The 23,532-nt window shown below is 73.5% G+C and carries 24 protein-coding genes and 1 pseudogene; 12 read left to right on the top strand and 13 right to left on the bottom strand.

Annotated elements, in window-relative coordinates; translation table 11 throughout:
- The first annotated feature begins 236 nt into the window (after nucleotides 1-236).
- From ACGFXC_RS33370 to ACGFXC_RS33380, 3 genes are all read left to right on the top strand, one after another.
- Nucleotides 237-758 carry a MarR family winged helix-turn-helix transcriptional regulator gene (locus ACGFXC_RS33370; RefSeq protein ID WP_393718663.1) on the top strand — a complete coding sequence of 174 codons (522 nt, stop codon included), beginning with the start codon at nucleotides 237-239 and terminating at the stop codon, nucleotides 756-758.
- Between the two features lie 154 nt (nucleotides 759-912).
- On the top strand, nucleotides 913-1,497 hold the full coding sequence (locus ACGFXC_RS33375) for a hypothetical protein (protein ID WP_393718636.1): 585 nt from the start codon (nucleotides 913-915) through the stop codon (nucleotides 1,495-1,497).
- Nucleotides 1,494-2,378, top strand: coding sequence for an NAD(P)H-binding protein (locus tag ACGFXC_RS33380; RefSeq protein WP_393718637.1), 885 nt, complete (start codon nucleotides 1,494-1,496; stop codon nucleotides 2,376-2,378). Before ACGFXC_RS33375 ends, ACGFXC_RS33380 begins: the two co-directional genes overlap by 4 nt.
- Nucleotides 2,379-2,441: 63 nt before the next feature.
- Here ACGFXC_RS33380 and ACGFXC_RS33385 read toward each other — a convergent pair whose 3' ends face one another.
- Both ACGFXC_RS33385 and ACGFXC_RS33390 read right to left on the bottom strand, forming a co-directional pair.
- Nucleotides 2,442-3,008, bottom strand: a complete 567-nt coding sequence (locus tag ACGFXC_RS33385) for a chitin binding peritrophin-A domain-containing protein (RefSeq protein ID WP_393718638.1) — start codon at nucleotides 3,006-3,008, stop codon at nucleotides 2,442-2,444.
- Nucleotides 3,009-3,254: 246 nt separating this feature from the next.
- On the bottom strand, nucleotides 3,255-3,470 hold the full coding sequence (locus ACGFXC_RS33390; RefSeq protein WP_393718639.1) for a MerR family transcriptional regulator: 216 nt from the start codon (nucleotides 3,468-3,470) through the stop codon (nucleotides 3,255-3,257).
- 75 nt (nucleotides 3,471-3,545) lie between these two features.
- Between ACGFXC_RS33390 and ACGFXC_RS33395 the strand changes: the two genes are divergently transcribed.
- Together ACGFXC_RS33395 and ACGFXC_RS33400 are read left to right on the top strand one after the other, a co-directional pair.
- Complete coding sequence (locus ACGFXC_RS33395; protein ID WP_393718640.1) at nucleotides 3,546-3,749, top strand: putative quinol monooxygenase; 204 nt, start codon at nucleotides 3,546-3,548, stop codon at nucleotides 3,747-3,749.
- A 138-nt stretch (nucleotides 3,750-3,887) separates the two neighbouring features.
- On the top strand, nucleotides 3,888-4,817 hold the full coding sequence (locus ACGFXC_RS33400) for a helix-turn-helix domain-containing protein (RefSeq protein ID WP_393718641.1): 930 nt from the start codon (nucleotides 3,888-3,890) through the stop codon (nucleotides 4,815-4,817).
- Between the two features lie 389 nt (nucleotides 4,818-5,206).
- Here the strand turns inward: ACGFXC_RS33400 and ACGFXC_RS33405 are convergent, their stop codons facing one another.
- Complete coding sequence (locus ACGFXC_RS33405) at nucleotides 5,207-5,902, bottom strand: hypothetical protein (RefSeq protein ID WP_393718642.1); 696 nt, start codon at nucleotides 5,900-5,902, stop codon at nucleotides 5,207-5,209.
- Nucleotides 5,903-6,019: 117 nt separating this feature from the next.
- Between ACGFXC_RS33405 and ACGFXC_RS33410 the strand changes: the two genes are divergently transcribed.
- The 5 genes from ACGFXC_RS33410 (at nucleotide 6,020) to ACGFXC_RS33430 (ending at nucleotide 12,596) form a co-directional block, all read left to right on the top strand.
- Entirely contained in the window at nucleotides 6,020-6,673 is a 654-nt protein-coding gene (locus ACGFXC_RS33410; RefSeq protein ID WP_393718643.1) for a TetR/AcrR family transcriptional regulator, read from the top strand.
- A 283-nt stretch (nucleotides 6,674-6,956) separates the two neighbouring features.
- Nucleotides 6,957-10,310, top strand: coding sequence for a S8 family serine peptidase (locus ACGFXC_RS33415; RefSeq protein WP_393718644.1), 3,354 nt, complete (start codon nucleotides 6,957-6,959; stop codon nucleotides 10,308-10,310).
- A gap of 161 nt (nucleotides 10,311-10,471) precedes the next feature.
- Nucleotides 10,472-10,873: a GntR family transcriptional regulator gene (locus ACGFXC_RS33420; protein WP_393718645.1), complete on the top strand. Its 402-nt coding sequence runs from the start codon at nucleotides 10,472-10,474 to the stop codon at nucleotides 10,871-10,873.
- Nucleotides 10,870-11,736 carry an ABC transporter ATP-binding protein gene (locus ACGFXC_RS33425; RefSeq protein ID WP_393718646.1) on the top strand — a complete coding sequence of 289 codons (867 nt, stop codon included), beginning with the start codon at nucleotides 10,870-10,872 and terminating at the stop codon, nucleotides 11,734-11,736. The genes ACGFXC_RS33420 and ACGFXC_RS33425 overlap by 4 nt, the downstream gene beginning before the upstream one ends.
- A complete protein-coding gene (locus tag ACGFXC_RS33430) occupies nucleotides 11,733-12,596 on the top strand; it encodes a hypothetical protein (RefSeq protein ID WP_393718647.1) in 864 nt (287 codons plus the stop codon). The genes ACGFXC_RS33425 and ACGFXC_RS33430 overlap by 4 nt, the downstream gene beginning before the upstream one ends.
- 41 nt (nucleotides 12,597-12,637) lie before the next feature.
- Here ACGFXC_RS33430 and pip read toward each other — a convergent pair whose 3' ends face one another.
- From pip to ACGFXC_RS33470, 8 genes are all read right to left on the bottom strand, one after another.
- On the bottom strand, nucleotides 12,638-13,600 hold the full coding sequence (gene pip, locus ACGFXC_RS33435; protein WP_393718648.1) for a prolyl aminopeptidase: 963 nt from the start codon (nucleotides 13,598-13,600) through the stop codon (nucleotides 12,638-12,640).
- 65 nt (nucleotides 13,601-13,665) lie between these two features.
- Nucleotides 13,666-15,882, bottom strand: a complete 2,217-nt coding sequence (locus ACGFXC_RS33440) for a tetratricopeptide repeat protein (RefSeq protein WP_393718649.1) — start codon at nucleotides 15,880-15,882, stop codon at nucleotides 13,666-13,668.
- Nucleotides 15,879-16,226, bottom strand: coding sequence for a hypothetical protein (locus ACGFXC_RS33445; RefSeq protein WP_393718650.1), 348 nt, complete (start codon nucleotides 16,224-16,226; stop codon nucleotides 15,879-15,881). The genes ACGFXC_RS33440 and ACGFXC_RS33445 overlap by 4 nt, the downstream gene beginning before the upstream one ends.
- A gap of 227 nt (nucleotides 16,227-16,453) precedes the next feature.
- Nucleotides 16,454-16,891, bottom strand: a complete 438-nt coding sequence (locus ACGFXC_RS33450; protein WP_393718651.1) for a glutaredoxin domain-containing protein — start codon at nucleotides 16,889-16,891, stop codon at nucleotides 16,454-16,456.
- Nucleotides 16,892-17,027: 136 nt separating this feature from the next.
- Complete coding sequence (locus tag ACGFXC_RS33455) at nucleotides 17,028-17,768, bottom strand: hypothetical protein (RefSeq protein ID WP_393718652.1); 741 nt, start codon at nucleotides 17,766-17,768, stop codon at nucleotides 17,028-17,030.
- Nucleotides 17,769-18,061: 293 nt separating this feature from the next.
- Nucleotides 18,062-18,931, bottom strand: a complete 870-nt coding sequence (locus ACGFXC_RS33460; RefSeq protein WP_393718653.1) for a hypothetical protein — start codon at nucleotides 18,929-18,931, stop codon at nucleotides 18,062-18,064.
- A gap of 54 nt (nucleotides 18,932-18,985) precedes the next feature.
- Nucleotides 18,986-19,417 (bottom strand): VOC family protein, encoded by a 432-nt coding sequence (locus tag ACGFXC_RS33465; RefSeq protein ID WP_393718654.1) that lies wholly within the window; start codon nucleotides 19,415-19,417, stop codon nucleotides 18,986-18,988.
- 76 nt (nucleotides 19,418-19,493) lie between these two features.
- Nucleotides 19,494-19,940, bottom strand: a complete 447-nt coding sequence (locus ACGFXC_RS33470) for a hypothetical protein (protein ID WP_393718655.1) — start codon at nucleotides 19,938-19,940, stop codon at nucleotides 19,494-19,496.
- A 205-nt stretch (nucleotides 19,941-20,145) separates the two neighbouring features.
- Between ACGFXC_RS33470 and ACGFXC_RS33475 the strand changes: the two genes are divergently transcribed.
- Together ACGFXC_RS33475 and ACGFXC_RS33480 are read left to right on the top strand one after the other, a co-directional pair.
- Entirely contained in the window at nucleotides 20,146-21,849 is a 1,704-nt protein-coding gene (locus tag ACGFXC_RS33475; protein WP_393718656.1) for a CocE/NonD family hydrolase, read from the top strand.
- Nucleotides 21,850-22,425: 576 nt separating this feature from the next.
- Nucleotides 22,426-23,046: a hypothetical protein gene (locus tag ACGFXC_RS33480; RefSeq protein WP_393718657.1), complete on the top strand. Its 621-nt coding sequence runs from the start codon at nucleotides 22,426-22,428 to the stop codon at nucleotides 23,044-23,046.
- Between the two features lie 40 nt (nucleotides 23,047-23,086).
- Here the strand turns inward: ACGFXC_RS33480 and ACGFXC_RS33485 are convergent, their stop codons facing one another.
- Both ACGFXC_RS33485 and ACGFXC_RS33490 read right to left on the bottom strand, forming a co-directional pair.
- Entirely contained in the window at nucleotides 23,087-23,209 is a 123-nt protein-coding gene (locus tag ACGFXC_RS33485; RefSeq protein WP_393718658.1) for a hypothetical protein, read from the bottom strand.
- A gap of 101 nt (nucleotides 23,210-23,310) precedes the next feature.
- Nucleotides 23,311-23,532 (bottom strand): annotated as a pseudogene (locus ACGFXC_RS33490) (hypothetical protein); the annotation flags it as partial.

Genomic DNA, 23,532 nt, shown 5'->3' on the forward strand with positions numbered 1-23,532 from the left:
ACCCCCGCACCGCACGGGGCGCGGCGGCCGACCCGTCCCTTCCGGTCCCCCGCATGCATGCGCCCCTCGACCGCTGCCTGGGCGCCACCGTCCCACCACCCGCGACGGCGGGCTGGGAGACGACGGCCGCGCAGCGATCACAGGCAGGTCGGCCCCCGCCCCCTTCCGGCCCGGCCGGCCCGCTCGCTGCCCGGAGTGCCTTGACAGGGGCAGTAGTTAGGTCCCATATTATTTTCATGGACGCACAGAGGGAGTCGACCGAAGAGGCCCCGACACTGGATCAGGCCCGGCGCCAGATCCGGCACTACGGACTCGACTCCGACCCCCAGGCCGTGCTGGTCGCCGTACGCCTGATGGCGGCCGGCGCCCGGCTCGGCCAGGCCAGCGAGGTGCACTTCTCGCGGTTCGGGCTGTCCACCGGCCGCTACCGGCTGCTCGCGGACCTGGAGGACAGCGAGGGCGAGAAGTCGCCCTCGCTCCTGGCCGCCAGCCTCGGCGTCTCCCGCGCGACGGTCAGCGGGCTCGTCGACTCCCTGGAGAAGGAGGGGCTCGTCCTGCGGCGCCCGTCCACGGAGGACGGGCGCGGTGCGGTGGTCGTCCTGACCGCCCGCGGCGCACAGAAGCTGCGGGACCTGGCTCCCGATCACTTCCGCCGCCTCCAGGGGATGGTGGCGGACCTGAGCGTCGAGGAACGGACCGTCTTCCTCGACCTGCTCTCCCGGATCACCCGCGGCATCGGCGCGCTCACCGCCGAGTAGCCGCCCCCGCCGCGCAGTCGAACCCTTCTCACCAGTTTCCAGGCGGGCCCGTGGCTCGCCCGCGACCCCCCGCACGGCCCGGCCATGGGCCCGCGCGCCGACCGGCATGCGTGGGCCCATGGGTTCGCACATCCATATAGTTAGGCACCTAATTATGAGGACTGGAAGAACCACCCGTCCGCAGCACCCGAGCCATCCGATCGCTCCGGTCGCCCCGGGCCCCGCGCTCCGCCGCGAGGTCCTGGTCGCCTACGCCGCCCCCGCGCTGACCGCCGGCGCCGGCGGGCTGCTCTCCGGCCGGCCGGAACTGGCCGTCGCCGCCCTCACCTCCATCGCGGGCACCTCGGCGCTCGTCACCGCCCTCGCCGGGATCCGGCTCCGGCGTCGCGGCAACCGCGGCCGCCTCCCCCGGCCCGCCGTCCCGGCGAGGGCCGTACGGGCCGTCGGGGCCGGGCTGGCGGCGGCCGCCGTCGCGGCGGTCGTCGCGCACCTCGCCGTGGCGGGCCTGACGACGTGGCCCGGACCGCCGGGGCCGCTCCCGTGGGGCGACCGGGGTGACGGCGGCGCCTCGCTCGCGACGTGGCCCGGACGCCTGCGGCTGGACCTGCCGCTGTCCGCGGCACTCGCCGCCGCCCTCACCACCTGGCGTTGGCACGGCGCCGCCCGCCCCGCCCTCACGAACCCAAAGAACCCCAGCAACCTCAGCGACCTCAGCAACCCCAGGAAGGACACCGCATGATCGTCGTCATGGGAGCCACCGGAGCCACCGGGAGCGCCCTCCTGCACCGCCTCACCGCGCTCGGCGAACCCACGCGCGCGCTGAGCCGCGACCCCGGACGGCTCCGCGCCGGGCTCGACGCCGCCACCCTCGCCCGGACAGAGGTCGTCGCCGCCGACGCCGCCGATCCCGACTCCCTGCGGGCCGCGTTCAGCGGCGCGGACCGGCTGTTCCTGACCATGGCCAACGGGCCCGCCCAGGTCGCCCTGGAGATCCGCGCCGTCGAGGCGGCCGCCGCCGCCGGCATCGGGCACCTCGTCAAGCTCTCGGCGCCCGGCGCCGGCCCCGATTCGCCCGTGGCCATCGCCCGCGGACACCACACCGTGGAGGTGGCCGTGCGGGAATCGGGGGTGCCGTACACCGTGCTGCGCCCGTACGCGTTCATGCAGAAGCTGCTGCTGCTCGCCCCCGGCGTCGCCGCGGGCGGAGTCATCACCGGCGCCATGGCCGACGGCGCCTGCACCTACATCGACTGCCGCGACATCGCCGACGTGGCGGCGGCCGCGCTGACCCGCCCCGGGTTCGCCGGGCACACGTACACCCTCACGGGCAGCCGGCCCTACAGCCAGACCGAGCTCGCCGGCCTGCTCGGCGGGCTGCTGGACCGGCCCGTGCGGTACGTCGACCTGCCCGGCCCGGAACTGCACCGGCACCTCACCACAACCGCCCGCATGCCGGACTGGCTCGCGACGCACGTCGTCGAGATCCAGCGGCTGGCCCGCACCCGTCCCGAGACGCCGGACGACACGGTCGTCCGCCTCCTCGGCCGGCCGCCCCGCACGCTCGAAGCCTTCCTGCGGGAGCACCTCGACCTCTTCCGTCCGCGGGCCGCGCTCCGGTGACACCGTACGAACGCCGTGTTCCACGGCCCGGCCGGACGGGGCCGGGGTCGCGGAACGGTCCGCTCAGAGCAGCGAGACGGTACCGGCGGCCGACGAGGCGGTGTAGATCCCGCCGATGCCCTGGAAGGTGGCCCGGTACCCGCGCAGGATCTCGTCCAGCGGGATGGTGAGCCGGGCCGGCGCGTCACAGCCGGCGGCGCCGAACTGATCGGTGACGGCGGTGCACAGCAGCTTCCCGCCGACGGTGGTGAAGACGACCGGGACGCCGTCCAGCCCGGCGGGGGCGCCGTTCATGCGGAGGGTGGAATGCAGCCCCTTCACCCCGAGCAGCAGCCCGTTCAGGCGGGCCGGGCCGGCGGTGATCTCGGTGGCCACCGCCGGACGGACCCGCTCGGGGAGGTCGCAGACCTGTGGCACCGCGGCGAAGACCTGGCCCGCGGGGCAGGGGAGCACGATGGCGACCCCGTTGACGCACTGGACGTAGAACCGGTCGTCCTGCGGGCGGGGAAGGCGCCCGTCGGCCCCGCACCGCGGCTCGGTGGGCGCGGCGGCGGCGGGGGTGACCGCGATCCCGAGCGCGAGGAACGCGAGCGAGGCCGTCGCGGCGAGTGCCTTGCGGATGCTGCCCATGGGTAACACAACTGCCTCCAGCCAAAAGGTGACCCTGTGTGACGCTCCGATTGCAGGGCGACTATAGGCAGGTCCGATCGGCGGGCACAATGGCGCCCTCAAGGCCGGAGACGGCCGGGCGCAGGAGCCGGGGAACGCCGTGTGCGCGGCCTCCTGGCCTCCCGGTCGCCTCCGGTCGGCGTGAGTCCGCGATGTGGCACCGCGCGCGGACCGGTCGCCCTTCGCGGACGGCCGTGCCGGGTCCCGCTACTCGCGGGCCCGGGCGGCTGAGACGAGCCCGGCCAGCGAGGCGCGGGTTTCCGACAGTGCTGCGATCCGGTCGTCGAGACCGCCGAGGTGCTCCCGGAGCGTCTCCAACTGGCACGCGGCGACCGTGCCGTCCCGGCGGATGCACGGCTGCAGATCGCGGATGACACGGGTCGGCAGGCCGGCGCCCAGCAGCGAGCGGACGCGCCGCACCACGACGGGGGCGTCGTCCTCGTAGCGGCGGTGACCGCTGTCGAGGCGGCGGGACCAGCCCCTTGAACCTCCTCCCTCGTGGAACCCACCCGACGGGAGCCCGGCAGCCGCTTCTTCCCGTACGAGGTCTGGCGCTCCCGGGAAGATCTGGACCGGCACAACGCGACGCCTCCGCTGCGCGCGTTCCTGGAGAACCTGTCGGCTTTCCTGGAGGAAGCCCCCGAGGGCCACTTCGACACCATGCCCAGTCCGTACCCCGGGGCGGAACCGGTTCCCGCCTGAGCCGGGGTCACCGGCCCGCGCGGGGCGGCCGAACCGGCCCCGGGGCCGTTGTGGTTCACTGCCGAGATGTTGTACGAGTCGGTGTTCCATACCGCGGACCTCCCTCAAGAGGACCGCTTCGAGGCGTGGATACAGCGCATGGGCCGGACGCACGCTCCGATGGACCTGGCGAGCGAGCGCGCCGGGGACTACTACGCGCACCAGCGGCTGATCGCGCTCGGGGACGTGGTGGTGTGGCCGGCCACCTTCGATTCCCTGGTGTTCCGTCGGACGCGGAAGCTCATCCGCCAGTCCGATCCGGAGGTCTACCACCTCTCCCTGCTCCTGCAGGGGCAGGCGGGGGCCACGTGGGACAGGCAGGAGGCCAATTACCAGAGCCACGACATCCACATCAACACGTCGTCGCGGCCGTACGAGATATACACCGGTTCCGAGCCCGTCACCATCGTCGGGGTGGAGGTGCCCAGGACGCTGGTGACCCTCCCGAAGGGCCGGGCCGACCGGGTCGTGGGGCAGCCGGTGCCGGGACGGGACGGGGTCGGCGCGCTCCTGTCGCAGTTCCTCTCCCTGCTCGTCTCGGACACCGCCGGGTACCTGCCGCAGGACGCCGCCCGGCTCGGACTGGTCGTCACCGACCTGGTGACCGCGGTCTTCGCGCACGTCCTCGACGCCGATCGGCTGGTCACTCCCGAGACCCGTGACAGGAACCTGGTCCTGGCCGTCAAGGCCTTCATCCGCCGCCATCTGGAAGACCCGGAGCTGACGCCCGGGCGGATCGCCGCCGCGCATCACATCTCGCGCAGCCACCTGTACCGCCTCTTCGGCGCCGAGGAGCTCACGATCGGCGCGTACATCCGCGACCAGCGGCTCGAAAGCGCCCGGCACGATCTGACCGACCCGGCGCTGTGCGGCGTTCCGATCCACGCCGTCGCCGCCCGCTGGGGATTTCCCCGGCCGGCCGACTTCACGAGGGCGTTCCGCACCCGTTACGGCATCGCGCCGAGCGAGTTCCGCCGGACGCAGGGCGCGGGCGGCGGGGCGGCCGGGGCCGCCGGGACGCTCCGCTAAGGAGTCGTGGACCGTCCGCGAACGACAGGGCCCCCGGTGACCCCGCATTCTGGTGACCGGCGCAGCGCTGCGAGGGCGACGGGTCGTACATCCGCCGTCCGGCGCGGACGTCCTTCCGGACGGCCGGGAGCGTCACCCAGGCTTCGTCACTTCCGTACCCTCGCGCCTTCGTGCCGAGTCGTCGATGAGCCGCCTCCACAGGGGAGAGGCGGCTCATCGGCGTTTGCGCGGCGGTACGGGGCCGTGCGGCCCTCGTTTCGGTCACGGACCCGGTCGCCGGGTCCGAGCGGTGCCCGCGCCGCGGGACGGCGGTCAGTCGAGATGCCCGGGACCGTCAGGAGCGCCTGCTGATCGGCACTGGTACAGGCCCGGCGGCCGGACGGCGCGTTTCAGGGGCGGGCGGCCGCGGCGGCGACGATCCAGTTGCGGAACTCGACGGCGTAGTGGCGCAGGTGGTGCTCCAGGACCTCGTCGGGGCAGGCGACGGGGAAGTAGACCGTCAGGTGCGCGGTGAAGCCGTCGGCGGTGTCGCCGAACTGGATCAGTGCCCGCCCGACGACGGTGCCGTCGGCCAGGAAGAGGTTCGAGGACATCTTGCGCGGAAACTCCGCCTCCGGGAGGAGCTCGGCTGCGTCCTTGGCCCAGTCCAGCGCGTCGGTGCCCCAGCCGCCCATGTAGAAGTCGGCGACGTGCGGGCCGATGTTCTCCACCACGCGCGCGCCGGTCTCATCGGTGCCCATCACGTAGTGCTCGGGGTGCGCCGCGAGGAGCGGCCCGTCGTCGCCGGCGAAGGCCCCGTCCATCCAGGCCAGGAACTCGCCCGAGGTCATCCCCTTCGCCGCGAGCACGGTGGTGCCCCCCTTGAAGGCGCCGTCGGAGGCGCGGGCGCTCTCGCGCAGGAAGGCGTTGCCCTCCTCGATGTCCGCGGCGAGGAGGTCGAGGAGCCCTTGGCGGCCCAGCAGCGTGCGGAAGCGGTCGACCGCGCGGCGGGCGTAGAAGAGCTCGAAGTCGTCGATGCCACCACCGCCGGCGGGTCCGGCCGCCAGGGTCACGGTGACGGGGCGGGCGGCCTGGTTTTCGGTCATGATCGAACCTCCGATAGGATGCGAATGTGAATTCACATTCGCATCACGAGGATACGCCGAGGAGTGCAGCCGTTGTCAAAAGGTCCTGTCGGGAGCCCCACGGCTACCATGCGCAGCATGAGCGAGGAGGAGACGGAGCGCCCGGCCGCCTACCGGGAGCCCCGGCAGGCCCGCAGCGCCGCGACGCTGGCCCGGGTGCTGCGCGCGGCCGAGGAGATCGCCTCCACCTCCGGCCTGGAGGAGATGACGATCGCCGGCGTCGCCCGGCGCGCTGGCGTCGCCGTCGGCACGATCTACCGCCGCTTCGAGGACAAGGAGCAGCTGATCACCGCGCTGTCCGAGCGGATGCTGGAACGCCGCGAGGAGTACGTCGCCGAGCGGCTCCGTGACGCCGAGCCGTCACTGGCCGGCGTCATGGACGCCTACGCGCACGCCTTGCTCCAGTCCTTCGCCGACAGCAGCGGCCTCTTCCCCGAGCTGCTGCGCACCCGCGGGACCAGGTCGCTGGACCGCGGGGCCCGCACCATCACCGAACTCCACCGGCAGCTCCTCGCCGCGGCCGAGCCCCATGTGCGGGAGATCCGGCGCTCCGATCCGCGGGCGGCGCTGGACACCGCGGCCCGCGCCGTCCTCGGCGCCTGCTTCCACAACTCCGTACGCCCCGACGCGGTCACCGGCGAAGCGGCCAGACGCCGGTACGCCGACGAGCTCGCGGACATGGCGACCGCCTACCTCCTGACCCCCGACCGGCGCCGGGGCGGGGGGGCCTGACGGGCGGACGGGGGTCACGTCGCAGGCCTCGACCTCGTGGGCCCCGCCCGCCGGCGGCCCTCCCGCTCCCGGACTTCCGCGCCGGGGCGGGGCGGGGCGGGGCGATGGTGGCGTCGGGGTCCGATCCCGCCACACGGACGGCGCGCGCGAGTTGCCGGACGTTCCGCGTCCGCGAACGCGTCCCACCGTGTCGCGCGCGTCGCCGGTTTGTCCAAGACGGGCCGGCCCGTGACCCTCCACCCTGGCCGTCCGGGTACCGCCCGGACGACGACGGGGGGACAGAGTGAGACACGTACCGACGGCGAGGACCGCCGCGCTCGCCGCAGCACTCGCCGGGACGCTGATCGCGGGGACGGTCACCGCCGGCGCCCCGCCGGCCCTCGCGGCCACGGGCGCCGTTGCCCGCGCAGCGGCGACATCACCGGGGGCCCCGGCCGTCACGCTGGTCACCGGCGACCGCGTCGTCCTCGCCGGGGACGGAGGCGTCGCCCAGCTCGTGCGCGCACCGGGCCGGGCGGGGATCGTCTTCTCCGTGCGCCGCGAAGCCGGCCACACCCAGGTCATCCCCCAGGACGCGCTGCGGATGATCGGCGACGGGGTCCTCGACCGCAGACTGTTCGACGTCACCCAGCTGATCGCGGACGGCTACGACGACGCCCACCGGTCGTCCGTGCCCCTCATCATCAGCTACCGCCGGGACGCCGCGGGCGCGGGGGCGCTCGCCGCCACCCGGGACGCGCTCGCCGGCGTCGCGCGCGAGCGGCGTCCGCTGGCGGCCGTGGACGGGGAGGCGTTCGCGGTGGCCAAGTCCGAGGCGGGGTCCCTGTGGTCCGCGGTGTCCGGGGCCTCGCGGGATCAGCAGCGCGTCGCGGGAGCGGCCCCCTCGGCCCCCGCGGGCCCCGTCGCGCACCTCTGGCTGGACGGCAGGGTGCGCGGCGCCCTGGACGTCAGCGTTCCGCAGATCGGCGCACCCGCCATGTGGCGGGCGGGCTGGACCGGCAAGGGCGTGACGGTGGCGGTCCTCGATACGGGCGTCGACGAGACCCACCCCGACCTGCGGGGTGCCGAAGTGGCCGAGCGGAACTTCACCTCGGCTCCCACGACGCAGGACCGCAACGGCCACGGTACGCACGTGGCTTCCACCATCGCCGGCACGGGCGCCCTGTCGGGCGGCCGCTACCGCGGTGTGGCTCCGGACGCGCGGATCCTGGACGGCAAGGTCCTGGACGACGACGCCTTCGGCGCCGAGTCGAACATCCTCAGCGGCATGGAGTGGGCCGTCGACCAGGGCGCGCAGATCGTCAACATGAGCCTCTCCACCCAGGACTTCCCGGAGACCGACCCGTTGGAGGACGGGATCGCCCGGCTCTCCGACCGGGCCCTGTTCGTGGTGGCCGCGGGCAACCACGGACCCGGGCCGGGGACGATCACCTCGCCCGGAAGCGCGCCCGAGGCGCTCACGGTGGGCGCGGTCGACAAGCAGGACCGGATCGCTGACTTCTCCAGCCAGGGCCCGGCGCGCGACGGGACGAGCAAGCCGGACCTCACCGCACCGGGCGTCGACATCACCGCCGCGGCCACGACGCAGGGCGACTTCCCCTCGGACACCGGCTACGCCACCATGTCGGGGACCTCGATGGCCACTCCGCACGCCGCCGGAGCCGCCGCCCTGCTGCTCCAGCAGCACCCCACCTGGAGCGGCGCCCAGCTCAAGGGGCTGCTGACCGGATCCGCCAAGCCGGACCCCGCGCTGGGCGCCTCCCGTCAGGGCGCGGGCCGCGTCGACCTGACGCGGGCCGTGACGGCCGCCGTCGTGTCCGAGCCCGGATCGCTCGACTTCGGGACCCAGCTGTGGCCCCACACGGACGACGAGCCCACCGCGAAGACCCTCACCTATCGCAACTACGGCGCCCGGGCCGTCACGCTGCACCTGAGCGTGGCCGGGTCCGACGCGGCCGGCGGCCCCGCCCCCGAGGGGATGTTCACGGTGCGGGACGGCGAGGTCACCGTCCCGGCGGGGGGCAGCGCGAGCACCACCGTCACCGTCGACACCCGCAAGGGCACCACGGACGGCGCCTTCGGCGGCAGCGTGCTGGCCACGGGAGGCGACCAGTCGGTGCGCACCGGGCTCGCGGCCGTCCGGGAGGCCGAGTCGTACGACGTCACGTTGCGGCACACCGACGTCAACGGGGGGAGCCCGCTGAGCTTCTACAGCACCGTCACGACGCTCGGAACGGCCGTTCCGGAGCCCGTCGACTTCCCGAACGATCCGAGCGGCACCGTCACCCGGCGCCTGCCCAAGGGCGACTACCAGCTGGAGAGCTTCGACTTCGGCCCGGACGGCACGATGGCCGTCTTCGTCCAGCCGGTGCTCAAGGTGACGGGGAAGACCACCGTCGTCCTCGACGCCCGCAAGGCGAAACCGTTCGCCATCACCACCCCCGACCGGCGGGCCCGGCTGGTCAGCGCCACCGTCGGCTACGAGGACGAGCACGCCTTCGTGCACGACTCCTGGGTGACCGACGGCTCCACGCGGATCCTCACCGCCGCGCTCGGCCCGTCGCAGACCGGGATGCGAGCCCAGTACAACGGCCTCTGGAAGAAGCCCGGCGCCGCGGGCGCCGGCGTCGACTACCGGCTCGCGTTCGACCGCACGGGCAGCTGGTTCACCGGCCTGACGCACACCGTCACGCGGGCCGAGCTCGCCGAGGTGAAGCTCGGCTTCGGCGCCTCCGTCACCGGGGCCAAGGCCCTGATCAGCGCGGTCCCGACGGATGCGGACGGGTTCACCGTCGGCGCGCCCGAATCCGCCGCGCAGGACCTGCCGCTGGCGTCGGCCCAGTTCGTCAGCGCCGGGGACGTGCGGTGGTCCTGGACCGCTTCACAGCTCAACGCCCAGGGCGAGCCGCGCATCGGCTACACGGCCGGTCCGCTCTCCTACCGGCCGGGCGCCCGCTACGCCGCGGACTTCAACACCCCGGTGGTCGGACCCGACCTGGCGGCCGGCGACCAGCAGGGCGCGCTCCGCACCGGCGACTCCCTCGACGCCCGGATCCAGCTGTTCAACGACGGGGCCGGGCACTCGGGCTCGTCGGTCGTCACCGACGGCTTCAGCAGGCTGGAGTCCGGCGGCCGGGTCCTCGCGGAGGGGGCGGCCACCGACTGGCTTAGCGCCGAGGTCCCGCCCGCACCGGCGCGCTACCGGCTCAGCGTGGAGGCGAGCCGCTCGCCCGAGGACACCTCGACGAGCACGAGGGTGGCCGCGTCGTGGACCTTCACGTCGGCCCACGCGGACGGGGACCGGTCGGCCGTCCTGCCGCTGTCGACGGTGAGCTTCTCGCCCCGGCTGAGGCCGGACGGCACCGCGCCGAAGGGCACCACCCTGAGGGTGCCCCTGCGCCTGGGCGGGAGCGCCGCCTCCGGCGGGCGCGTCGCGGCGCTGACCGTCCAGGTGTCCTACGACGGGGGCGCGAGCTGGAAGCCGGTCTCCGTGACCACCGACTCCGGGGGGAACCGCTCGGTGACGCTCACGCACCCGCCGGCCGCCACGTCCGTGTCCCTCCGGGCGGACCTGACGGACCGGGGCGGCAACACCGTCCGGGAAACGATCGTCAACGCCTACCGGCTCGCTCCCTGAACGACGACGGCGGCCGCCCCCGGACCGGATGGCCCCGGGGGCGGCCGCCGTCGCGGCACCCGCCGAACCGGACCGTGCGTCTTCGCGCCGGTGCTGTTGACAGCCGGGGCAACTCCGTCGATCCTTTCACTACTTCCCTAGTGAAATGGAGGTGAAGCGGCGTGATCGAATTCCGGATCGACCGGCGCAGCGGTGTGGCCACCTACCTCCAGATCGTGCAGCAGACGCGGCAGGCGCTCCGTCTGGGCCTGCTGCGGGAAGGGGACCGGCTGCCCACGGCCCGTCAGGTGGTCGAGGCCCTCGCCATCAACCCGAACACCGTGCTCAAGGCCTACCGCGAGCTCGAACGTGAAGGCCTTGTCGAGGGGCGCCGGGGGCTCGGCACCTTCGTGCTGCGCACGCTCGGCGAAGGAAGGGCCGCGGACGGCGCACTGCGTACGGAGCTGGCCCAGTGGCTGGCCCGGGCCCGGTCGGCCGGTCTGGAGCCGGACGACATCACCGCACTGTTCACCTCCGTGCTGGGCGGATCCGACGGTGCACCGAACCAGGGGGACGAAGGGTGACATCAGCCATCGAAGCACGCGGCCTGGGGCGGAGGTTCCGCCGCGGGGGCTGGGCCCTGAGGGACTGTTCCTTCCGGCTGCCCGCCGGCCGGATATGTGCCCTGACGGGCCCCAACGGGGCGGGCAAGTCCACCCTGTTGGCCTTGGCCGCAGGTGTGCTGAAGCCCACCGAGGGTGCCCTGACGACGCCGGCCCGCGAGGCCGTCGCGTACGTCACCCAGGACAAGTCGCTCTATCCGCAGTTCACGGTCGCCGAGACCCTGCGGATGGGCGCCCGGCTCAATCCCGGCCGCTGGGACCAGGGCACCGCGAGCCGGGTGCTGGAGGCCGGCGGCCTGGACCCCGGCCGGCGGGTGCGCGCCTTGTCCGGGGGGCAGCGTTCCCGGCTCGCCCTGGCCGTCGCCCTCGGCAAGCGGCCGGAGCTGCTCCTGCTGGACGAGGCCCTGTCCGACGTGGATCCGCTCACCCGCCGCACCCTGATGGGGCTCCTGCTGGCGACGTCCACCGAGCACGGCACCACCGTCCTGATGTCCTCGCACGTCCTTTCCGAGCTCGAGGACGCCTGCGACCACTTGCTCCTGATCGACGGCGGACGCGTCCGGCTCGGCGGTGCCGTGGACGATCTCCGGCGGGCCCACACCCTGGTGAGCGGCCCGATCCGCGACCTGTCCCCGCACACCGTCGTCACCGCGCGCTCCACCGGGCGCCAGCTCACCGCGCTGATCCGCCCGAACGGCCCCCTGACCACGAGCAGCGACGGCTGGCAGGCGCTCGAACCGACCCTGGAGGAACTGGTGCTGGCCCATCTCGGCACGTCCGACGTCCCGGCCCTGCTCACCCCGTCCGTGAAGGTGGCGGCATGAGCCTCGCCGCACTGCGCGGGCCCTGCCGGGTCACCATCAGACTGCACCGCCACGCCCTGTGGGCCGGGCTCGCCCTGATACTGCTGCTCCTGCTCGCACTGGCCTGCGGCCGCTGGTACGTCCAGTCCCTGACGGAGGACCTCGCCGCGACGGGCTGCAAGGTGGAGAACACGGTGCCCGGGTGCGGGATCCAGGTCCGCGGCTTCCTCTCCCGCAGCCTGTACGTACACCGGATGTTCGAGTACGTCGCGCTCGCCATGGCGGCGCTGCCCCTGTTCCTCGCCGCGTTCGCCGCGGGCCCGCTGATCGCGCGCGAGCTGGAGTCCGGCACGTACCGGCTCCAGTGGACCCAGGCGTCCAGCCCGGCGCGCTGGCTCGCTTCCAGGCTGGCGGTGCCGGTCGTCGCCGTGCTCCTCGTCCTCCCCTCGTTCGCGCTGTCGGCGGCCTGGATCCGGCGGGGCTCGCTGGACACCTGGTACCCGGTCCAGTGGTACGACACCTTCGTCTACGCGGCGATCGGCCCGGCGGGGGTGGGCTACGCCCTCCTCGGCATCGCCTTCGGCGTCCTGGCCGGCCTGCTCGTCGGACGCACGGTGCCCGCCATGGCCGTGGCCCTCGCCGCGGTCGGGGTCGTCGGGACGGCCCTGGTGCTGCTGCGCCCCCGGCTCTGGCCCGCCGCCGAGGGACGCCCCGGCGGCGCGGGCGTGTGGCAGACCCCGGCCGCCGCCGACGGTGCCGGGCGCTACCACCCGGAGTCCCATTTCTGGCCGCTCCACCTGGTCGAGAGCGCGATCCTGCTCGCCCTCGCCGGCGCCGCCGTCTTCGCCGCCTTCGCGCTCCTGCGCCGCCGGCACCCCTGATCCGCCCCGTCAGGGGTCAGCGCCCGTCCCACATCCCGGTCTCATTCCTGGCGAGCGAATCGGTCGAGTGCCTCGAGCACACGGGCGCGGGTCGTGTCGCCGCCCAGATGGCCCGCGTCGCCGACGATGGTCAGTTCGGCATCGGGCCAGGCGCGGGCGAGTTCCCATGCAGTGTCGAGCGGGGCGGCCAGGTCGAGCCTGCCGTGGATCAGTACGCCCGGGATGCCGGCCAGCCGGTGTGCGTCGCGCAGGAGTGCGCCTTCTTCCAGCCAGGCGCCGTGGGAGAAGTAGTGGGAGCAGATGCGGACCAGGGCCACTCGCGCGGCCGGCGGGCGGTCGCCGTACGGGTTGGAGGCGCCGTTCGTTTCCCCGGACAGGACCGCGTCCTCCCAGGCGCACCAGTCGGCCGTGGCCCTCTCCCGCACTGCGGGGTCGGGATGTTCCGTCAGTTGTGCGTAGGCCCCGACGACGTCACCGTCACGCGGTGTGCCGCCGGCTCCCGCCAGGAAGCGTTCCCACTGCTCGGGGAAGAACCGGCCCGCGCCTCGGTAGAGCCAGTCGATCTCGGAGCGCCGGGTGGTGGTGACGGCGGCGATGACGATCTCCGACACCCGCTCCGGGTACGTCTCTGCGTAGGCCAGGATCAGGGTGGAGCCCCACGAACCCCCGTACAGCAGCCAGCGGTCGATCCCCAGGTGATCCCGCAGCCGCTCCATGTCGGCGATCAGGTGCCAGGTGGTGTTGTGGCGCATGTCGGTCGTGGGTTCGCCCGCGTGCGGGGTGCTGCGGCCACAGCCGCGCTGGTCGAACAGGACGATCCGGTAGCGGTCCGGGTCGAAGTACTGCCGTGCCCCGGTCCCGCATCCGGATCCTGGACCGCCGTGCACGACGAGGGCGGGCTTGCCCTCCGGGTTGCCGCAGACCTCCCAGTACACGAAGTTGCCGTCGCCGACGTCGAGCATCCCCTTCTCGTACGGCTCGACCGGTGGGTACAGCTCGCGCATTTCTCGACTCCTGGCAGCGGCGCCGGACGCAGACGGCTCCTTGCCGCCTGGCCGGCGGCCGGCCTTCACCCCTCGGACGCGCGTTCGCTCCATGCGGCCAGTCTGCCGCGGGCATAGGCGGTGAAGGGGTGGTCTGCACCGAGGAGGCGTTCTCGGTCCGTCACGACCTCCCTCATGAGACTGACGGCTTCCCGCGTTTCGCCGAGGCCGTGGAGGACCCGGGCCAGGTTCACGAGGGCTGAGATGGTCAGTGCGTCATCGCGACCCTGCAGCCGGGTTCGGTCGGCCAGGGTCCTTCGTGCCGGCTCGAGCGCCTCCGCGTAGCGTCCTGTGGTCTGCAGGCCGTAGCTGTACAGATGGCGGGCGTTGATCGTGGTGAGGTGGTCGACGGGTAGCGAGCGCTCGCAGTCGGCGATCACGGCGTGCGCCTCCGCCTCGAACTCGTCCTGCTTGCCCAACTGGGGCAGGAGTTCCAGCAGGAAGGTGCGGGTCATGAGCGTTTCGGGGTCGGTGGGGCCCAGGACACGTTGCTGCCCTTGCACCGCACGACGCAGATAGTGTTCCGCCTCCTCGTCGCGATCGAGCAGGTCCAGGGGCTGGTGCAGCCCGAAACAGCTGCGCAGGGTGTCGGGATCGTCCGGTCCCAGGATTCGCTCCCTGGTGGTCAGCACCTTGCGGTGCAGGTCCCGGGATTCGGTGAACCTGCCGGCCCGGTGCAAGGCCAGCGCCCGTACGTACGAGACGGTGAGCACGGCCGGTGCGTCCACACCGAGATGACGTTCCACCACGTCGAGGACCGAGCCGGTGAAATGCAGCGCCCCCGTCCAGTCTCCCGCTTCGTAGAGCTGATGGGCGAGGGAGGCGACCAGATGGGCCGTGTCCCGCGTGGCAGAGGCGCGCAGGAGCGCGGAGGCGTGCGGAGCGAGGAGCACGAGGGCTTCCCGGGCCTGCGCCGGCGCGGCATCCGCGCCGGGCAGGGCCGCTCGGAGCAGGGAGGTGGCCGTCTCGGACAGCGGTACGCGGACCGATTCCGGCATCCCGGCGGCCACGCTTCCCAAGAGGACGCCGTGTGTGCGCAGGCAGCGTGCACCGGGTGCCTGCACGATTTCGCTGAGGGAATGGTCCAGCAGTCCGCGCAGCGCCGTCTCCAGCCGGTCCGCCGGCATGTCCGCGCCGAACGGGGCCAGGTCGCCGCGGGCGATCGGCAGGAGCGTGGACAAGGGCAGGGGATCCGCCGACCAGAAGGACAGCAGGTTCAGCAGGGTCGCGGACTGCGGGTTTCCCTGAGCCGCGAGCGCTTCCAGGGAGATCTGCCAGGTGCGCCCGACGAGCTGCCTGGAGTTGCCGGGTGTGGTGTCCATGGCTCCTCTGTCGACCAAGGTGACGGGTTCGTCGGCGAGCTTGCCCGCGTAGTCCTCCATCGACCAGGACTCCAGGATCTGGTGGGCCATGTGGGAGCCGGCCAGTGTCAGGGCCAACGGGAGGCATCCGAGCCGCTGTGCCACTTCCCGCGCGGCCTCCTGGGAACCCGCTTCGGGCGCCAGATCGCACAGGACTTGAGCGGCATCGGCCAGGGGCAGCACGTCGAGGCGGTGACGGGTCACATGTGGACCGCGCCAGAGTGGTGAGGTCGCATGGCGCGAGGTGACCAGCACGACGCCGCGGCCACTCGAACGCAGCCAACCGCCACGGGCGAGGACGGAGGGGTCGTCGGCATTGTCCAGGACGAGCAGCCAGGACTCGGCCGATCGTTCCAGGCAGTGCCAGACGAGGTCGGCGGCCGCGCGCTGCCCACTCGCGGCCGCGGCCACTTCGCTGGATCCGGCGCCGCGGTCCCCCGCCACGGCGAGCATCCCGGCGCGCAGGGACAGGTGGTCCGAAGCGTTCACCCAGAAGCCGATGCGTGCGCCGGTGGAGAGGGTGTCCATGAACAGCGTGTACGCCAAAGCGGTCTTGCCAGTGCCTCCCATGCCGTGCACGACATGGATGTCGCGGCCGGGTCCGTCGACCGCCCGCCGCAGCCGAACTCGCAGGTCCTGCCTGCCTCTGAGCACGTTCGGCGCCCGCCCGACGAGCGGCACCCGTACGGAGTCCGGGGCGAGGGTCCGCCCCGCGGAGACGGTCGGTGCCGGAGCGGGCTCCGGCGGGAGCAGCAGTCCCGCGAAGGCGACGGGACCGGAGTGGTGGTGGTGGTGGTGCTCCTCGATGTACTGATCGCCGCCTGCCTGATAGACGCGTCCGTCCCCGGATGCACGGCCGTGCAGGCCGACCCCCTCGCTCATCTTTCGGAGATGTGCTGATCACGGCCGGCTTGGTAGACACGGCCACGGCCGGACGCACGAGCGTTCAGGGTGGTGGTGCCGGACTCGGCGGAGGAGGGCTGCGGGTGCAGTTCGTCGAGGATGCGGCGCAGCTCGCCGGCGACGTCTGGGTGCGAGAGGAGCAGCCGCCGCACCCTGGCCTGCCATTCCGCCACCAGCTCCGTCTCGCTGTCCGGCCCTGAGCCGAGCAGTTCTTCGCGGGTGGCGGCAAGGTCTTCGGCCACTGCTTCGGACCGGGAGGGCTGGAACCGCTGCCACAGGGCGACCATTCCGTCCCGCGCCGTCTCCCACCCCTGGGACGCCATGAGCGTCACCATGGTGGTGGCAGCGCTCCGGGCCAATTCACCTATGTACGCGTCCACATGGCCTCCCCGCCTACCGAATGCACGAAGCACCAGTATGCCGAATGACCGGCCGCGGCGGCCGGTCCGGGTGACGCTGTCCACGCTCTGCCCGCTGACCCGGAGACCGCGCGTGGGCCCGGTGGCAGGGGTGCGGCGGCGGGCTGCTCACCGTACGGCGCGTTCGCTGATCACCGCGACGAGGAGAGGTGTTCGCGCACCCATTTCGGATCGGGGTTGGTGTGGGACCGGGCCGCGATGACGACAGTGGGCACGGTCTCGTTGCCGTCGTTCACCGCTCGCACCGCTGCGGCTCCGTCGGGATCGCGCCAGATGTTGACCCAATGCGCCCGGCGGGCGCTGCGGCCCAGCCGGATGCGCAGCCGTATGCAGTACCTGCAGCCCGGCCGCCAGAAGACGACCGGCAGGCCGTCGGCCGCGCTGCGGTGCTGGGCCTGCTGCGCACCGATCGACCTCGGGAAGATGAGGGGCGAGTTCATGCCCGCGAGTGCCACGAACACCAGGAGGAGGGCTACGGCGATGCCGGGACTCCCGGTGACGAGCTCACCGGCCGCGACGGCCGAGCCACAGGACATCAGGACGATCGGCAGGATCCAGGCACGCATCATGGGGTGGAGGTTACGGAATGCGGGCTGTCGGAGGCGACTGCCCGTCGGACCGGCCTCCGTCGCCGTGGGGAGACGGCGGCCGGTCCGCGACGGTTGGGGTGGTGGTCGCGCGGGGGGCCCGGTCGGGTGAGCCGCGTCAGCGGGCGGCGGCGGTGGTGCCGCCCGTCGGGGCGGCGGCGGGGGTCGTCAGTCGCCAGGGGCCCCAGCCCCCGCCGGGCGCCGACTGCCGGATCTCCCAGGTGCGGTCCCTGTTCCACTCGCGCGCCGCCACGTGCAGCCTGCCGTCGGGCAGTTGTTCCACGGTGCTGGGCTGGCTCAGGCCGACGCCCGCTTCCGGCACCAGGCCCATGGACTGTTTCGGGCCCCAGCCGGTGCCCGCGTCCTGCTGGTGACGCAGTTCCATCGAGCCGCCGCCGTACGCCCCGGAGGCGAAGGCGTCGATGCTGCCGTCCTGCTCTTTGAACAGCACGACTCCACCGTGGTACGGCGTCGGCGCGAGGCCGAAATCGGCCGGTGTGCTCCAGCCGCCCGCAGCGGCGGCGTCCCGTACCGAGTGGCAGAAGGAACCGTAGGTGGAGAACAGCAGTTCCAGCCCGCCCGCCGAGTTCTCGATCGCCGTCATGGCGTAGCTCTTCGGGCCCACGGTCGCCGCGCTCACCCGTTGCCAGGCCCCGTACGCGCCGCCGGGTCCGTTCTGTTCCCGATGCCAGACGAAGGGCAGGCCTCCGGTCGCCGTGGGGTCGTAGAAGAGCTGGAGCTGCGCGATCCGGCCGTCCGCTCGCGCCACGGACACCAGGCTGCCCGCGACCGGCGAGCCGGCCACGCCCGTGGCCCTGGTGTCGGTCGAGCACGCCGCCGTCGTCCGTGCCACCGCCACGGGTGCCATCGCGACCCCGGTGCACGTCAGCGCCAACGCGGCCGCGCCGCCCGCGCATGCCCGGACCCACCTGTCCCGTAAGCCTCTGCGGATCGTTCCCATCGGTCCCCCCCGTTCCAGGGACCGGCCCGAGCGGCCGGCCGCAGAGAATCTTCCTGAGGCGTGGCGGTTCGCGCCAGGGCACGAATTCGGCCAGGGACGGCGGAGCGACCGCGCCCGTGGGGTGGCGAGCGGCTCCCGTCCGGCGGTGCGTGACCCGGCCTACGGGAGCCGTTCGGACCCCTCGCCGTCCCTCACTGGATCAGGTGGGTGTGCGCATGGCCGCCGCTCGCCGGGCAGGCGTACAGCTGGAAGTGGTTGGCGTCCAGCACCGTGACCCCGGGCGGATTGGACCAACTGCCGTCGGAGGCGCCGGCGGCCCGGTCCTCGTACGGGATCCAGCTCGCACTGTGGCGGTGCCATTCGGACGAGGCGATGGTCAGCAGCGGCGTCATCGCGGTGCCGCAGTCCACGCAGAACCGCGGTACGGGGTCGGTCAGGCCCCAGGGGGCCCAGCCGCCGATCTTCCAGCCGGGGGCGTGGGACAGGGCGTTGTCGTAGAGCTCCTGCGGGGCGGCGTCGTCGACCGCGATGCCCGCCGCCCGCCAGGGCGCGGGGTCCTCGACCTGCCGCTGTAGGTCCTCGGGGAGTTCCAGGTGGTCGGGGTATTCGGTGATCTGCTCCGGCGCGAGCACGCACGGCTCGGGTACGTAGGAGTCCTCGTCGGCGTCGAACGGCTCGGGCGGCGCGGCGAGCACGTCGGTGACGTCCGCGGCGGTCCGCCAGGACAACTCGACCGGGATGCCCGAGTCCGGTGCGTGCTCCGAGGGGCACCACAGGATCTGCAGCAGGTCGGTCCGCCCGGGCGGCCGCAGCAGGGGTATGTCCCGCGCGTACAACTGGGCCACCGGCACCAGGGGGTGGAGGCCTCCGTGCTCGATGCGGCAGGACGGCCAGGGTTGCCGTGCGGGCCACAGGAGGGGCCCGCCGATCGAGCTGTCGTGCACGGTGGGCGAACCGGGACGCGGGTGCAGCCGGATCGCGGGGCGCGCGAGGGGGGCCAGCGCGGGGAAGACCGCGGCGACGTCGACCGGACGCGGCGGGGTGCTTCGTGTGCCGTTCATGCCGACGATCTTCTCAGCACGCTCTGACAGCGCCCTCGCCGTCCCGGGCGGGGGTCAGTCGAGGCAGAACTCGTTGCCCTCGATGTCCTGCATCGTGATGCAGGACTCGTTGACGCCGTCGGCGCGCTGCGTCAGCACGTGCTTGCCACCGAGCGCCGTCAGCCGTGCGCATTCGGCCTCAAGCGTGGCCAGGCGCTCCTCGCCCACGAGGCCGGCGCCGGCCCGCACATCGAGGTGCACCCGGTTCTTGACGGCCTTGCCTTCGGGAACCCGCTGGAAGAGCAGGCGCGGGGCCACGCCCGAGGGGTCGGTGCACGCGAAGTAGACCTCGTCCTCGGGCGGCAGCGAGCGGTGGTGCTCCTCCCACGTGGCGAAGCCCTCCGGGACCGGCGGCAGGACGTACCCCAGCACCTCGCACCAGAAGGCGGCCAGGCGCGCGGGCTCCGCGCAGTCGAAGGTCACCTGGAACTGCTTGATCGTTGACATCGGCGCACCATAACAGGGCCCCGCCCGGCTCCCCGGGCCGGGGCGGCGCACGTGCTCGGGAGGAGGTGGACGGTCCTCAGCGGACCGCGCCGGCGCGGTCGCCCCGTGTGCCGGCGCGGGCCGTGCGCGGCGTGGCGAGCCGCCGGGCCGCGCGGGCCAGGGCGTACGCGGCCAGGGCCGCCGCCGGGACGGCCGTGACGGCGACGGTGGCCCACTCGCGCGCGTAGTGCGCGGCCTGCGTGGGGGTGCGCTCGAAGGTGATCATCGGGCCCCACGTGTAGTAGCCCCAGACCATGAGCAGCTGGGAGAGCACGGCGCGCAGGACGGCGTGCACGGCCGTCGGTGCCGTGACCGACACCAGCAGGACGACGGCCGCGTACGGCACGTACCCGGAGGCGAAGCGGCTCGCCGCGCTCACGTTCAGCCCGTCCCCGTCGCCCGCGATCGCGATCCAGGCGGACAGGGCCCCGGCCGCCAGGCCGACGGCCGCGGTGACGGCCGCCCGCTGCGCACCCTTGTTCATCTCGTTCTCCTCACCTGCCGCGTGCGTACCGGTCTCCCTCACCCTCCGTGGCCGGTGTGCGCGGAGAATGACGGGAATGTGATCGTTTCGTCACGGCGGGGACGAGCAGCCGGTGCCGGGGGCCCCGACTTGCCCGCGCCGCCATCCCTTGCCATCGTTTTTCGTGAAGGGCAGGTCATGGATTCGCTGTACGGGAGCCGGTCCGATGAGCAGCAGCCGCCGGGACGAAGCCGGGTACGACAGGCCGTGGAGGCGGCCGGGGCGGGTCCGGTACGCCTGCGGACGCCTGGTGGGAATCCTGCGGCCGGACGTCTCGGTGTACCGCCCGGAGCCGGGCCGGGTGCACGTCGAGAACGACCTGCCGGTCGTCACCCGGGACGGTACGGTCCTGCGCGTCAACGTGTACCGGCCGCCGGGTGACGCCCGCGTGCCGGTGATCCTCTGCGCACACCCGTACGGCAAGGACGATCTCCCCCGGTTCAGCGCCTCCGGCCGTCCCAGGCTGTCGTTCCGCTACCGGATCTTGCGCCAGACCGGGCCCTTGGTCTTCTCGTCGCTCACGACCTGGGAGGGGCCCGATCCGGTGTGGTGGGTCGGTCAGGGCTACGCGGTGGTGAACTGCGACCTGCGGGGCGCGGGCACCTCCGACGGCACCGGGTCGCTGCTGTCGGCCCAGGAGGGCGAGGACGTCCACGACCTCGTCGAGTGGGCCGGGGCCCAGCCCTGGAGCAGTGGGGCCGTCGGGATGCTCGGGGTGTCGTACCTGGCGCTGACGCAGTGGCGGGCGGCGTCCACCCGGCCGCCGTCGCTGAGGGCGATCGTGCCGTGGGAGGGGTTCACGGACGCCTACCGGGGGCTGGTGCGCCCCGGCGGGGTGGAGGAGAACGGATTCCTCCGGCTCTGGGACCGCGGCCTGAGGAAGGTCCGGCAGGCCTACTCGTTCCGCCGCGAGAGCGCCCGCAGGCCGGTGATCGACGCCTGGTACCGGTCCCTCGACCCGGACCTGTCCGCGATCGAGGTGCCCGCGCTGGTCTGCGGCAGCTTCTCCGACAACAACCTCCACAGCCGCGGCTCGTTCGCCGGTTTCGAGGGGATCGCTTCCGCGGAGCGTCACCTCTACACCCATCGCAGCGGCAAGTGGGCCGTCTTCTACGACCAGGAGGCCCGTGCGGCCCAACTGAGCTTCTTCGAACGCCACTTGAAGGGGCACGACGTGCCGGGGCCGGCCCGGGTCCGGCTGGAGGTCCGGGACCGCGGCGACCACGTGGTGGAGGTGCGGCACGAGGAGTCCTGGCCGCTGGAGCGCACCCGGTGGACCCCCCGGTACCTCACGGCCGGGGGCTTGGCGGCCGGTCCGCCGACCGAGCCGGGATCGCTCTCCTTCGACGTCCGCCGGACGGGCCTGCGGTTCGGCTGGACGGTCGCGCGGGACACGGAGCTCACCGGGCCGATGGCGCTGCGGCTGTACGTCGAGCTGCGCGACGCCGACGATCTGGATCTCGTCGTGGGCGTGGAGAAGTGGAGCGGGGGCCGGTTCGTCCCGTTCGAGGGCTCTTACGGGTACGGCCGGGACCGCGTCGCCACCGGGTGGCAGAACCTCGCGCTGCGGGCGCTCGACGCCGACCGGTCGCGGCCCTTCGCACCCGTGCCGGCCTGCCTGGTCCGCGAGCCGGTCACGGCGGGGGAGGTCGTCCCCGTCGACATCGCGCTCGGTGCCTCCTCGACCCTGTTCCGCGCGGGGGACCAGCTCCGGCTCGTGGTCGCCGGGCGCTGGCTGTCCCCGCGCAATCCGCTGACGGGGCAGTTCCCCGCCTCCTACCGGACCCGTAACCGGGGACGCTGCACGCTGCACTGGGGGCCGGACCGGGCCGCCCGGCTCCTGCTGCCCGTCATCCCGGGAGGGGCGTAGCGAGCCTGCCGCAGGGGTGTCCGGCGGAACGCATCACCGCCGCCGCTGAAGCGGCCCGGAGGAACCGCGGCCCTCCTCTGACTCGCCGATCGAGTCACCGGCGGGGGGGTCTACGTCGTCGAAGCCCTCTGCCGGCTCGACGATCCCACGGCAGCCAGCACCGCCTTGGCGAGGACGGTGACGCGGGCTCGATCGGACCCCGGGACCCTCCGGCTCGCCGGGACGTCTTCGGGCCGTCGGTTGCGCGCGTTCGCCGACCGGCCCCCGGGGGGGGGCCGACACGGCACGCGCCGAGACGCACCGCGTTCCGGGGCGCCGGCCGGACTCGCCGTAGAGCGTGGCGCGGATGTGGCCGGCGGGACCGGGGCTTCGCGGACGGCGGCGGTCGGGCCGGGATGCGCGGGTCCCGGCGGCCGCGCTCCGGTGCGCGGCCGGCCGTCGGCCGATGTCCGGTGCGTCGTACCGGAGTTGGAGCGGGTCGCCCTCAAGTCTGATGGCGGGGGGAACCGCGGCGGGATGTGTGGCGTGGGCTCGAAGCCGAGCATGGAGGCAACGCACGCCGCTCCGGAGGTCGTCATGAATGCCGCGAACACATTGCCCACCCGGCCCAAGGCCCCGGCGAAGGCCACAGCCACCGTCTCGGCCGTGCCGCGCTGGGCGAACCTGGCGGCGCATGCCGTGCCGCTGGCCGTCCTGCCCTCGGGGCTGTGGAGAACGGCCATGGCCGTGGGCATCCCCGTGGGCTTCAGCGGCCAACTGGCCGAAGACTGGCGGCCCGGGCTGGAGACCTCCTCCTACATCACCCTGCTGACACTCGTCACCGAAGGGCTCGCGCTCATGACCCTCGGCCTGGTCAGGCCCTGGGGCGAGAGGGTGCCGCGCTGGATCCCGCTCCTGGGTGGCCGACGTGTGAGGACCTGGGCCGCGGTGGTTCCCGCGCTGCTGGGGGCCACCGTGGTCACCGCGCTGACGACGCAGATGTTCTGGGGCGGCTGGCCGGCCGAAGCAGGCGGCACCGAGGCTCCGCAGGGCTTCGCCGCATTGGTCATGAACGCCTGCTACGTGCCGATGTTGCTGTGGGGACCGCTGGTCGCCGTCACCGCGATGTCCTACGCCCTGCGGCGCCGAACGCAGCCGGATCCCTCGCAAGGCCGCGGCACCGGCAGCGGCGGTACCGGGGCGGGCCGGATGCCGTGACCGTCCCGGACGGGCCGGGACGGGACGGTGGGCGGGAGGGTCAGCCGTGGTACTCCACGACGAACACGTCGCGGCGCTCGTGGGCGATCGTCTCGATCCGCGGCGGCGGCGCGGTGCCGACGCGCAGCGCCGCCGGGACGCGTTGCCGGCAGTCGGGCGGCAACTCGGGCGCCGGACACCGGCGGCCGGCCGGCAGGCTCCGCCCTGGATGCTCCGGGCGCCCCGGCGGCGACGGTGCCATCCCCCGCGCCGCCGTTGCGGATGTCAGGTGTACGGGCTCCAGCGGCCGAGGCGGGCCAGCAGGCTGAGCGCGGCGCGCTCGTTCACGCCGAGCGCGGCCGCCGCCTGAGCCGTGGTCACATCCGCGCGGGTGCCTCGGGCGGCCCAGTATCCGACCCGTTCCGCGGTGACCTCCAGCCGGCGGGCCGCGCGCACCGCGGCCACCGGGGACGTCTTCGTCAGCCGGTCGATCTCCGCCTCCAGCCG

Source organism: Streptomyces sp. NPDC048507, from assembly GCF_043199995.1.
GTDB lineage: Bacteria > Actinomycetota > Actinomycetes > Streptomycetales > Streptomycetaceae > Streptomyces.